Origin of the sequence: Candidatus Latescibacter sp. (genome assembly GCA_030692375.1) — a bacterium.
Classification (GTDB): domain Bacteria; phylum Latescibacterota; class Latescibacteria; order Latescibacterales; family Latescibacteraceae; genus JAUYCD01.
Map to the genome: position 1 here is coordinate 1 of JAUYCD010000071.1, position 11,769 is coordinate 11,769.

Below are 11,769 nucleotides of genomic sequence, written 5' to 3' on the forward strand. Positions count from 1 at the left end.
GCGCAGTGGCTGTGCTGACGACAGCACTTTTGGTTGTGCTCGCTCTTGGGAGAATCGGCGCAGGTTATGCGACATACGCCGTGGGAGGATGGCCCCCTCCTTTCGGCATCAACCTGGTGGGCGACGGCCTGAGCGGGTTCTTTCTCCTCATCATCGCTGTGGTGGGTTTTCTTGTCACCGTGTATTCAACAGCCTATATGAAGCGGTATACCGCAGAAGTGAAATATTACAGCCTGCTCATGCTGATGATTGCGGGCATGAACGGCGTGGTTGCGACAGGCGACCTTTTCAACATGTACGTGTTTCTGGAGATTTCGGCCATATCGTCGTATGCCCTCGTCGCCTTCGGCATCAGGAATGAGGAGCTCGAGGCCTCTTTCAAGTATCTCGTCCTCGGCAGCGTAGGGTCCAGCTTTATTCTCGTTGGCATCGCGTTTCTTTACAGCATTACCGGCACGCTCAATCTGGCGCATCTGGGGAGGATACTGGAGGGTAATGTTTCTCCGGGAATGGTGCACTTTATCGCCGCTCTCTTCTTCGCGGGGTTCGGGATAAAAGCGGCGCTGATTCCGTTCCATGCATGGCTGCCCGACGCTCACCCGTCGGCGCCCGCTCCCATTTCAGCCATGCTGTCGGGACTCCTCATAAAGGCGCTCGGAGTGTACTGCCTGCTGCGGCTGTTGTTCAATGTGTTCGGGTTTGAGTATTCTTACTCGATGGTATTTTTGACACTCGGCGTCCTCTCCATGGTCGGGGGAGCGCTGCTCGCGATAGGGCAGAATGACTTCAAGCGCATGCTGGCATATTCCAGCATCAGCCAGATGGGATACATCATTTTCGCCATAGGTCTCGGCTCCCCTCTGGGAATTATCGGGGGGCTTTTCCACCTGCTCAACCATGCCGTGTTCAAGTCTCTGCTCTTTCTGTGTTCCGGCGCCGTTGAATACGCTACCGGGACGAGAAACCTGAACGAGCTTGGCGGGCTCTGGCGAAAAATGCCCATGACAAGTGCGACATGTTCAATTGCATCGCTTTCGATCTCTGGCATCCCTCCTTTCGGGGGATTCTTCAGCAAGCTCATCATTATCATCGCCGCCGTTCAGGCTTATGACAGCCTTGGGCCGGCGGCTTACGTTCTTGCGGCGGTCGCGGTGCTAGTGAGTTTTCTCACGATAATATATTTTGTCAAAATCCAAAAGATGGCGCTTTTCGGCCCGCTGCCAGACAGGCTCGCCGGGGTGCGTGAAGTCCCGGCGCCCATGTGGGGGGTTCTGGCGGTCCTTGCGGTGTTCTGCATCGCGTTTGGTCTTGCCTGCCCGTGGTTCATTTCCGTGCTCGTTGATCCGGCGCGCGAGGTTATGCTCGACAAAGGCGCTTACATCCTGAATGTTCTGGGGTCATTATGATGAATCGGTTACTCTATTTCGTCCTGATGCTTGCCGCATGGTTTCTTTTGACCTGTTCCTTCGACAGTCAGAACATAGTCGCAGGGGTTGTGACAAGTGTACTCGTGGTTGTTTTTACGGGGTACCTGTTTTTCGATACTATCCACAAGATATTCAATCCCAGGCGAATCTTCTGGTTTTTGTACTACATTCCGTTCTTCATCTGGCAAATCATCAAGGCCAACCTGGATGTGGCATACCGGGTGCTCCACATGGATCTGCCCATACGGCCCGGAATAGTGAAGGTGACTACCACTCTGAAAAGCGACCTGGGGCTTACGTTCCTGGCCAACTCCATCACGCTGACACCCGGCACTCTTACTGTGGACATCATCGGGAGCGACCTGTACATCCATTGGATTTACATCCATACCGACGACCCCGAGCGCCAGACCGAGATGATTGTGAGCCACTTTGAAAAAATTCTGAAGAAGGTGTTCGAATGATGCATTACGCTGAAACTTTTTGGCCGATGTTCTTTATGCTTGTGCTGATGTTCTCAGGGTTTCTCTGTCTCTACCGGATCGGCAAGGGGCCTTCGGCGCCGGACAAGATGATGGCTATCGATATTCTCGGCACACTCATGGTTGGATTCTGCGCGATTCTGACATGGACGACGGGCAAGGATTTCTATATGAACATCGGCATCACCTGGGCGCTTTTGAGCTTCATCGGCACTATCGCCCTGGCGAAGTACCTGGAAGGAAGGCACTTCGATGACTGAAACGATCGGGTTCGTTGTGATGGCCGTCGGCGTTGTGTTCGACCTGTTCGGCTGTATCGGGCTGGTGCGGCTTCCCGATATTTATAACCGTCTCCAGGCGGCGACCAAATGCGTGACTCTCGGGACATGCATGATCCTTATCGGGCTGCCCCTCATGATGGGAATGCACGCGGCGGGAATCAGGGCGCTGGTCTGCGCGGTGTTCATCATGCTCACCTCACCTGTGGCGGCGCATGCCCTTTCACGGGCGGCGTACAAGGCGGGCGTCAAGCTCTGGGAAAAGAGCGTTGCGGACGCTTACGCAAAGGTGGCGGAGAAAAATAACTCCATGGAGTGAAACGTTATGCGGAAACCGAAAGTACGTGAGCTTATAGAGGCGATCAAAGTTCTCTTTGTGGAAGGCCCATACACATCGAAATTCCCGAAAGAGATGACTGTGCCTCCCGATACCTTTCGCGGAAAGCCGGAGTTCGATCCGGATATCTGCATCGGGTGCGGCGCATGCAGCGAGGTTTGCCCTTCACGCGCCATTGAAGTGGTAGACAACCTGGAGACCGGCAAACGGACGCTCAAGCTCAGATACGATATATGTAATTTCTGCGGGCAGTGCCACCTGTATTGCACCACACGGGATGGCGTCGATTACACCACAGAGTACGATCTCGCCTCGCTCGACCGCAGCACCATGGTAGTTACCGTGGAGAAAGAGCTTGCCATCTGCGAACTGTGCGGTGGCGCAGCAGGGACAAAAGATCACCTTGCCTGGATCGCCAACCGTCTGAGCAGCCGTGGATACTCAAACCCGACGCTCATTTTAGCCGGCATGGGTAATCTCTCCCAGGCGGAACCAGTTAAAGCCCGCCCTGAACATCGCAAAGTCGATCGCGACGATCTTTTCCGCATCCTCTGCCCCGATTGCCGCCGGAAGGTTTTCATGACCGAAGAGTGGTGATCATTCCGCCGAGTACATAACCGTATTACCTTAACCGAAAATCTACAAGAGATCAAACCGTGGGCGCGAGGTCTGTCATTGTGAGCGTTGGAAACGAGTCCCGGGGGGACGACAGCGCGGGCATTCTCTTCGGAGCGCTGGTCAGGGACGATATACGCTGGAGTGTGATAGAAGGCGGCGACGCCCCGGAAAACATGACATCTCTCATCAGGGCATGCGCACCGGAGGCGGTGCTCATTGCCGACGCCATGGATTTCGGCGGAGCGCCGGGCGAGGTCATGCTGGCGCAGGGCGGTGAACTCGCCGGGAGCGGGATTTCGACCCACGGGCCGCTGATACTTTTCACGGATTATATAGAACGATCGACAGGAGCGCGGGTATATGTCCTCGGGTTTCAGCCGGAACGGACAGGGTTCGGAGAATCAATGTCTTCAGTGGTGAAAGGGAGTGTTGCGAGGATGGCGGAAATGTTGATGAAATCCCGGGGGATCGAGGATTTCTTCCATGAAGTACAACATATTTTACAAGAAGCGGGCAAGCTATGAATACAAAGAAACAAATCATGGTAGTCGAAGACGAGAAGGATTTTGCCGAATCAATCATCATGATTCTCGAATCTGCCGGTTATGAAGTGATATGGGCTGACGACGGCGACCAGTGTTTTGCGCTCCTTGAATTTGAAAAACCCGACCTGATCATCATGGACGTCATGATGAGGACAATTACCGAAGGATTTAACGTATTGTATGACCTGAAATCACACCGAGAGTATCGGTCTATTCCCGTTGTGATCGTATCCGCTATCGATAAACATACAGGATTCCCGATCGATAAGAACTTCATCAAGGCGGAAGAGTATCTGAGCAAACCCCTCCCTCCGGAGGTGCTTCTGAACACGGTAAAACGGTTAATCTCCGCGTGAGGAAAGATCATGCATGAGCTTTCCATCGCATGCGATCTGGTGCATCAGGTCTGTAATGCTCTTAAACAGTATCCCGGCTCGAAGATCGAGACCATCACGGTTGCCGTGGGAGTCTATTCCGGGGTCGATCCGGGGGCGCTCAGGACTGCTTTCCCCTTTGCCGCCGAGGGAACATCTGTCCGTGATGCAGGACTTGTAATTACGGCAGTTGAGCCTTCATTCACCTGCCATAGCTGCGGCGTCTCGTATAGGGAGGCGGGCGGGACGGCCTGCCCGGGGTGCGGATCGATGGACTTTGAGATCACTGCGGGACGTGAGCTGGAAATTACCGCAGTTGAACTTCAGACCTATTAAAGAATGCCTTTGTTAAGGCAGCACCCTTTCCCTCGGTCCCTTGCCGCTTCGCGGGAACGATGAAACCGTTTACCCCCGGAGGGGGCAAGGGAAGCCGTTGCGCTACAGGCTTTTCCTGCCCCAGTTCGGGGGAAGGTGGCCCGAAGGGCCGGAAGGGGGCAATAACGATGAGGACATCCATGACACGGGTTGCCTTAAAAAGCAAGGTGCTTGAACATAACGATATGATCGCCGGGAGGCTCCGGGCGCGGTTTCATAGAGACGGCATTTTCTGCCTGAACCTCATCGGGTCGCCCGGAAGCGGTAAAACAACCCTGCTTGAGGCTATTCTCCCGCAGCTCGCAGAACGTTTCAGGTGCGGGGTCATCGAGGGAGACGTCGCGACTAACAATGACATGCGCCGCATCGCCGCGCTCGGCATTTCTGCGGTGCAGATCGAAACCCGGGGAAGCTGCCATCTCACCGCCGAAATGGTGGAAAAGGCCTTCGGTGATCTTGACGGCGGATTGGAGCTGCTGGTCATAGAGAACGTAGGCAATCTTATCTGTACAGTGGCCTACGACTTGGGGGAAGACTGCCGGCTGGTGGTTTTAAGCACAGCCGAAGGGGAGGATAAACCTCTCAAATATCCCGCTGCATTTGTGTCCGCCCATGTATTGGTGATTACCAAGATCGATCTCGAACCCTATGTGGACGCAAGGGCGGCAACCATGGTTAGCAACGCCCTGAGGAGTAATCCTCGGCTCCGGGTTTTTACGACATCGGCGAAAACCGGCGAAGGCATCGGGCCGCTCATTGAATTTATCTCCGAAAAGCTCTCGCATGGAAAAGAGGCCTGACGATGGAATCAGGTACGCCAGGTACGAAACGGCTGGAGCGGATCGCAGTGTCGGGACTCGTTCAGGGAGTGGGATTCCGTCCTTTTGTCCACCGTCTTGCTAATCGTCACCGGCTCGGCGGGTTCGCCTGCAATACACCCGAGGGTGTATTGATGGAATTGGAAGGAGCGCCGGCGAATCTTGATTCATTTATCGATGACCTTCTCAGCGAGACTCCTCCTTTGGCGCAAATTTGCGCGCTTGAACGATTGTTCCTGTATGAGTCCGGAGAACAGCATTACCAGGGATTCGAGATACGAAAAAGTATCGGCCGGGGGCGGCGGCTCACCCTCATACCGCCGGACATCTGCGTGTGCGACGACTGTCTCGATGAGCTCTTTCAGCCGGAGAACCGGCGTTTCCTTTACCCTTTCATAAACTGCACCAACTGCGGCCCGCGGTTTACCATAATCCGTTCCATGCCCTATGACCGTCCCGCAACGACCATGGCGAATTTCACCATGTGCCCCGAATGCCGGAGCGAGTATGTGGACCCCAGCGACCGAAGATTCCATGCACAGCCCAATGCCTGCCCCAGATGCGGTCCCAGGCTGACGCTCGTGGATCGGGACAATCGCTTAATTCCGGGCGACCCGGTATTTCAAGCTGTCGCTCTCCTGAAGCAGGGGAAGATTCTCGCGGTGAAAGGACTGGGCGGATTTCATCTTGCTGTGGACAGCGCCGATGACCGTGCGGTGCAGCGGCTCCGGCTCCGTAAACACCGCGAGGAAAAGCCATTTGCCCTGATGACCGGGTCGCTCTACTCCGTAAGGCAGCTTGTCAGGCTGACAGCCTCCGAAGAACGCCTTCTTACCAGCCGCGAGCGTCCAATTATTTTGGCGGAGAAATATCCCGGTGCACCCGCGGTCGAAGCAGTGGCGCCGGGGAACGAGCGCTTAGGCGTCATGCTCCCCTACACACCTCTTCACTACCTCCTGTTTTTCCACCCGGAGGCGGGAGGAAACTACAGCCGGGGAGATTCTATCTTTCCGGCGCTCGTGATGACCAGCGCCAACCTATGCGACGAACCTATCTGTAAAGATAACAACGAAGCTCGTGAACGTCTTCGGGACATAGCGGATGCGTTTCTCATGCATGACCGGGAAATCAACGTCCGCTGCGACGATTCGGTAGTCCACTGTATGGGTGGAGAGCCAATGTTTATCAGGCGGTCGCGGGGGTATGCGCCGGTTCCGATTATCGTGCAGGGTAATTCGCCGCCTATCCTTGCTCTCGGCGGAGAGCTCAAGAACACTCTCTGCCTGCTCGATGGCCGGCGGGCTTTCATGAGCCAGCATATCGGGGACCTCGAGCGGTCTCATACTCTGGCATTTTTCCATGATGCCGTGAATCACTTCACGAAGGCGCTCGACATCGCTCCCCAGGTATACGCCTGCGATCTTCACCCGGATTACTTTTCCACGAAATACCTTGAACGTCTGCGAGGCAGCCGGGCGCCGGCGGATATAATCTCGGTCGGCGTTCAGCACCACCATGCCCATATCGCCAGCGTCCTTGCGGAACACGGGTTTGACGGCCCGGTAATCGGTCTGGCCATGGACGGCGCCGGGTACGGCCCTGACGGAACTGTATGGGGCGGTGAAATACTTATCTGTACGCCGGATGTTTTTGTACGTGCGGGACACATCGACTGTGTCCCTCTCCCCGGCGGCTCGGCCGCAGTGCGGCAACCATGGCGGATGGCTTTCTCACACCTGCACGCCGCGTACGGTGACAGATGGGACAGGCTCGACCTGCCATGCCTGACCAGGGTTCCCCGCAGCGACCTGGAAGTTCTTTTACAGGCGTGCAGCGCCGGGCTGAATTCCCCTCTCACCAGTTCTCTCGGGCGTCTTTTCGATGCAGCCGCCAGCATCCTCGATCTCTGCCATGAAACCACATACGAGGGACAGGCTGCTCTTCTAATTGAAACGGCAGGGGCGGCGAACAATTACCGGGTAGATCCGTTACCTCATTGTATTCGTCATGATGACAGGGAACACGTTTCATTCAATCCTGTTGTGTACGGCCCCGCGAACAGTATCAATGCAACCCCGCTGCCGCCTATCCATGGGGGCTATATACTCGACTACCGGCCTGCTTTTCGCGCAATGGTCGAGGGAGTCATCCGGAAAAAACCAACTCAGGAGCTGGCGCTTGCTTTTCACACAACCCTTGCCGCCTCGTTTGCGGATATAGCCGACAGGCTAAGGGAATCTACCGGCATCGACACAATCGCCTGCTCTGGCGGATGCTGGCAGAACAGGCTTTTGAGCGGACTGGCGCGGGAATTTCTCGAACAGCGGGGATTTAAAGTTATCTCCAACCGCCTGGCGCCTGTCAACGACGGCGGTCTCTCGCTGGGGCAGGCCTATGCGGCGGCAGCGGTTGTCGGATCGACCGGAGAAAGGAAAATAGAATGTGCCTTGCAGTTCCCATGAGAGTGTGCGAGATACTGGATCGCGGAAGGGCGGTCGCCGAGACGGACGGTGCGGCAATAGAAGTCTCACTTGAACTTGTGGGCGAGGTTCCCCTGGGAACTTACATCATCGTCCACGCAGGGTTCGCCATCGAGATTCTCGACATGGAGGAGGCGAAAAAAACCCTCGCGGTGATAGACGAACTGCTCGCTTCCGTGAAAGAGGAGCCGCGTTCGACATGACGACACCCCTGCTGAAAAGATTCCGCGAGCCGGCGCTCATCCGTGAACTGGGCGGGCGGCTGCGCGCGCTTTCGCTCGGTAAACCCGGCACGTTCATGGAGGTGTGCGGTACTCACACCATGGCCATCCACCGTACGGGGATTCCGTCGTTTCTGCCTCGGGGCATGCGGCTGCTTTCCGGGCCCGGCTGTCCGGTATGTGTGACGCCGGTGGAGTATCTCGATACCGCTTTTGCCCTCTCGCAAACGTACGGAGTGACGCTTGCCACGTTCGGCGACCTGGTGCGTGTCCCCGGTTCGGCGGGCTCCCTTGCCTCGATCAGAAGCGAAGGCTGCGATGTTCGTGTTGTCTATTCACCATCGGGAGCGCTTGACTGTGCGATCGAACATCCGAAGCGTGAAGTCGTATTCCTTGCCGTTGGATTCGAAACAACGGCGCCCGCAGTAGCAGCCACTGTCCTGCGCGCCCGGGAACAAAAAATTAAGAACTTCAGCATCCTCTGCGCCCATAAGCTGGTCATCCCCGCTCTCGCTGTTCTGGTGAACGATCCGTATCTTGCTGTGGACGGCTTCATTCTGCCGGGGCATGTTTCGAGTATTATAGGCTCAGAACCTTATCGGTTCCTTGCCGAATCCCACCGCCTTGCCTGCGTCATAGCCGGTTTCGAACCGGTTGACATACTTCAGGCGCTCCTTATGCTGGAAGAGCAGCGTGAAAGCAATAATCCCCACATCGCGATCCAGTATTCCCGGGGAGTGCGCCCATCGGGCAATGACCGCGCCAGAATCCTCATGAATGAGGTGTTTGCACCAGCCGAGACAGTCTGGCGCGGGTTCGGCGCCATACCCGCAAGCGGCCTCATTATCCGGGAGAAGTATGGCGATTTCGATGCAAAACTGCGGTTTCCGGTAACAATCCCGGCGCTTTCTGAACACGCAGCCTGCCGGTGCGGGGACATTCTGCGCGGGCGCTTTGATCCTCCCGGTTGTCCGATGTTCGGCGTGAAGTGCACCCCTCTGAACCCTGTCGGGCCCTGCATGGTTTCCAGCGAAGGCGCATGCGCGGCCTTTTACAGGTATTCGCGGCGGCTGCGGTCGAATGGCCGGGAGGCGGCAATCCATGCATGACGGTGAAATTCCTCCCTGCGACCGTATTCTCCTTGCCCACGGTTCCGGCGGCCTGCTCATGCGGAATCTCATCGAAAAATTCATTCTGCGATATCTTTGTTCTCCCGAGCTTCTGCCGCTGGACGACGCTGCAGAACTCTCCCTCGAAAGCACCTCCATCGCTTTCACCACAGATATGTTCGTGGTCAAGCCCATCTTCTTCCCCGGCGGCGACATAGGCAGCCTGGCGATCAGCGGAACGGTCAACGACCTCCTCATGAAAGGCGCCAAACCGGCCAGTCTTTCACTCGGACTGATTCTGGAAGAAGGATTCCCCCTGGCCCATCTGGAACGGATACTCGAAAGCATCCGGCAGACCTGCGATCGGGCTGATGTGCGCATCGTGACAGGCGACACAAAAGTAGTGGGCAGAGGGGAAGCGGACGGTGTCTATATCAACACTGCGGGTATTGGCTGCATCCTTCCTCACGTGAAGGTAAGCGGCGCGAACGCCCGGCCGGGAGATGTCGTCATCGTATCGGGTTCTGTCGGAAGACACGGCATCGCGGTGATGGCGGAACGAAACGGCCTGCATCTGCGCGTTCCTGTCCTCTCGGACGCAATGCCCATGACCCATACAGTATTGCCCCTGCTTGAACGTTTCCCAAAAGCTTTGCATGTCCTCCGAGATCCCACTCGTGGAGGAGTGGCCGCGACCCTTAACGAGATCGCCTCGGCAAGCGGCGTTTCCATCGTGCTCACCGAATCGACCGTTCCCATCGATGATACCGTTTTGGCGGTCTGCGACCTGTTGGGATTCGATCCTCTTTATCTCCCCTGCGAGGGGCGGTTCGTCGCCGTAGTCGAACCATCCGCAGCTTTAGACATCATCGCTTTTCTCACATCGCTGGACGATTGCAGGGATGCAGCGATTATCGGGGAAGTAACCGGTTCCCCGTCCGGTGAAGTGCATCTTCTGACTGCTTCCGGGGTATTGAAAATCCTCGATCTCCCCGCCGGAGAGATGCTGCCGCGCATCTGCTGAAGAAAGGACTTTTACAATCAGCCGGTGAGTTTTACTCTTTCACCGTATCACAGAAATTGCCCTGCGTCAAAAACAGTTGTTTTTGGCTGTAGATGTTATATATTGTTCTGTGATACCCGCCGGAAAGTGTTTCTGATCCTGGACAATCTGAAAATGCATCACAGCAAAAAGGTCACCGCTTGGCTTGAAACCAATCGAGAAAAGATCGAGGTATTCTACCTCCCCCGTACGCCCCGGAACACAATCCGGATGAATACCTTAATGGCGACCTGAAACAACGTATCCGTTCAGGCCTCCCGGCCAGATCACAAAATGATTGATCAAGAAAGCACACTCATTTATGGAAACTGTCCAAAAACGGCCTCACCATGTCAAACATTACTTCAAACATCCGTAGGCCACATATACCGCTTGATTCAGATAATTAATCACCGGAGCAATAACCCGTATCGTCGGAGAATTACTCCTCGATGCCGTCTATATCATCGAAATCCTTACCATTCCTTTCGATAAATTCAAAAAAATTACTCATAAACTGCTCCAGTTATCCTTAGCTCTGAATTTTTAACCGGACAGTTCTGATGGGGAATATCGGTTATAATCAAGATTCTCTACAATCAACTCAACTGTCCACATCAGGGAGAACATCATGAAACGGCACAATGAACTTGCAATATTAATTCTTTCAGCACATTTTCTCACGTTGTCCTGTGGGGGCGGATCGAATGGGCTAAAAGGCCCCTCACACGAAATACCTCCCGGAATTATCTTCGCGGCCATCCCCGGCGGCACATTCGAGATGGGAGATGAGGTTGGCGATCTATGGGATGGTTGCCGTCCTATCCACAAGGTAACGGTATCGGGCTTCGGGATGGGCATTTACGAAGTGACGAACGCGCAGTATGCCGCGTACCTGAAATCTGCGCTTGCATCGGGTGACGTAGAAGTGAAAAACGGTGATGTGTACGGAAAAACCGGCAAGTTGTCAGGTGAACTATACATAGATATCGGTTATGATTACGGTTCAGATAACAAATGCTGGATAAATTTCGGCAACGGCACGTTCGAGGTGGCGAGGGGAAAAGAGAACTGGCCTGTGGTGGCTGTGTCATGGTATGGCTCGAAGTCATTTGCCCTGTATTACGGCTTTGATCTTCCGACAGAAGCCGAATGGGAATATGCGGCACGCGGGGGAAAACAGTATAAATACGGAACTGATAACGGGGAAATTGACATCACAAGGGTTAATTATGATATGTATGTAGGGCGCCCGACGCCCGTGGGCTCATATCCCGCCAATCCCTTCGGTCTGTTCGACATGAGCGGAAATGTATGGGAGTGGTGTCAGGACTGGTACGGGAGCTATCCGAACGAAAGCGTGAAGAATCCAACAGGAGCACAATCGGGCGAAGTCAGAATTATCCGTGATGGAACCTGGGACAACAAAGCCTTTAAGTGCCGGGTGGCTTACCGCGGCAGGTTCAACCCGAAGGACGGGGACTATGGCCTGGGCTTCCGCGTGGTCCGCAGGCGGTGATATAAAGTCAATCAGATAATGTCTGGTGCTGGAGTTTCTTTTTTTTACCCCCTTAAAAAGGGGGTCGCCGCTCAAGCGGCGGGGGGATCTTTATTCACTGGGAAGAAGAAATCCCCCCTGCCTTTGGCATCCCCCCTTGTTAAG

At 55.1% G+C, this 11,769-nt stretch carries 14 protein-coding genes and 1 pseudogene; all 15 read left to right on the top strand.

All coding sequences use genetic code 11. From position 1 onward, the window contains the following. Nucleotides 1–1,406: monovalent cation/H+ antiporter subunit D family protein (locus Q8O92_04615; GenBank protein ID MDP2982596.1), on the top strand; the 1,406-nt coding region annotated here is incomplete at its 5' end. Beyond that, on the top strand, nt 1,403–1,891 hold the full coding sequence (locus Q8O92_04620) for a Na+/H+ antiporter subunit E (GenBank protein ID MDP2982597.1): 489 nt from the start codon (nt 1,403–1,405) through the stop codon (nt 1,889–1,891). The genes Q8O92_04615 and Q8O92_04620, both read left to right, overlap by 4 nt. After that, nucleotides 1,888–2,169, top strand: coding sequence for a cation:proton antiporter (locus Q8O92_04625; protein ID MDP2982598.1), 282 nt, complete (start codon nt 1,888–1,890; stop codon nt 2,167–2,169). Before Q8O92_04620 ends, Q8O92_04625 begins: the two co-directional genes overlap by 4 nt. After that, on the top strand, nt 2,162–2,506 hold the full coding sequence (gene mnhG, locus Q8O92_04630) for a monovalent cation/H(+) antiporter subunit G (protein MDP2982599.1): 345 nt from the start codon (nt 2,162–2,164) through the stop codon (nt 2,504–2,506). The genes Q8O92_04625 and mnhG overlap by 8 nt, the downstream gene beginning before the upstream one ends. 6 nt (nt 2,507–2,512) lie before the next feature. Continuing rightward, nucleotides 2,513–3,121 carry a 4Fe-4S binding protein gene (locus tag Q8O92_04635; protein MDP2982600.1) on the top strand — a complete coding sequence of 203 codons (609 nt, stop codon included), beginning with the start codon at nt 2,513–2,515 and terminating at the stop codon, nt 3,119–3,121. Between the two features lie 59 nt (nt 3,122–3,180). Beyond that, a complete protein-coding gene (locus Q8O92_04640; protein MDP2982601.1) occupies nt 3,181–3,666 on the top strand; it encodes a hydrogenase 3 maturation endopeptidase HyCI in 486 nt (161 codons plus the stop codon). Continuing rightward, on the top strand, nt 3,663–4,043 hold the full coding sequence (locus tag Q8O92_04645; GenBank protein MDP2982602.1) for a response regulator: 381 nt from the start codon (nt 3,663–3,665) through the stop codon (nt 4,041–4,043). The genes Q8O92_04640 and Q8O92_04645 overlap by 4 nt, the downstream gene beginning before the upstream one ends. Nucleotides 4,044–4,052: 9 nt before the next feature. Then, nucleotides 4,053–4,397, top strand: coding sequence for a hydrogenase maturation nickel metallochaperone HypA (locus Q8O92_04650; GenBank protein MDP2982603.1), 345 nt, complete (start codon nt 4,053–4,055; stop codon nt 4,395–4,397). A gap of 167 nt (nt 4,398–4,564) precedes the next feature. Next, entirely contained in the window at nt 4,565–5,236 is a 672-nt protein-coding gene (gene hypB, locus Q8O92_04655; protein ID MDP2982604.1) for a hydrogenase nickel incorporation protein HypB, read from the top strand. A 2-nt stretch (nt 5,237–5,238) separates the two neighbouring features. Then, nucleotides 5,239–7,716, top strand: a complete 2,478-nt coding sequence (gene hypF, locus Q8O92_04660) for a carbamoyltransferase HypF (protein ID MDP2982605.1) — start codon at nt 5,239–5,241, stop codon at nt 7,714–7,716. After that, on the top strand, nt 7,695–7,937 hold the full coding sequence (locus Q8O92_04665; protein MDP2982606.1) for a HypC/HybG/HupF family hydrogenase formation chaperone: 243 nt from the start codon (nt 7,695–7,697) through the stop codon (nt 7,935–7,937). The genes hypF and Q8O92_04665 overlap by 22 nt, the downstream gene beginning before the upstream one ends. Further along, nucleotides 7,934–9,064, top strand: coding sequence for a hydrogenase formation protein HypD (gene hypD, locus Q8O92_04670; GenBank protein MDP2982607.1), 1,131 nt, complete (start codon nt 7,934–7,936; stop codon nt 9,062–9,064). The genes Q8O92_04665 and hypD overlap by 4 nt, the downstream gene beginning before the upstream one ends. Beyond that, a complete protein-coding gene (hypE, locus tag Q8O92_04675; GenBank protein ID MDP2982608.1) occupies nt 9,057–10,088 on the top strand; it encodes a hydrogenase expression/formation protein HypE in 1,032 nt (343 codons plus the stop codon). The genes hypD and hypE overlap by 8 nt, the downstream gene beginning before the upstream one ends. Before the next feature lie 120 nt (nt 10,089–10,208). Continuing rightward, nucleotides 10,209–10,408, top strand: a pseudogene (locus Q8O92_04680) (transposase). Between the two features lie 329 nt (nt 10,409–10,737). After that, nucleotides 10,738–11,625, top strand: coding sequence for an SUMF1/EgtB/PvdO family nonheme iron enzyme (locus Q8O92_04685; GenBank protein ID MDP2982609.1), 888 nt, complete (start codon nt 10,738–10,740; stop codon nt 11,623–11,625). The last annotated feature ends 144 nt before the right edge of the window (nt 11,626–11,769 follow it).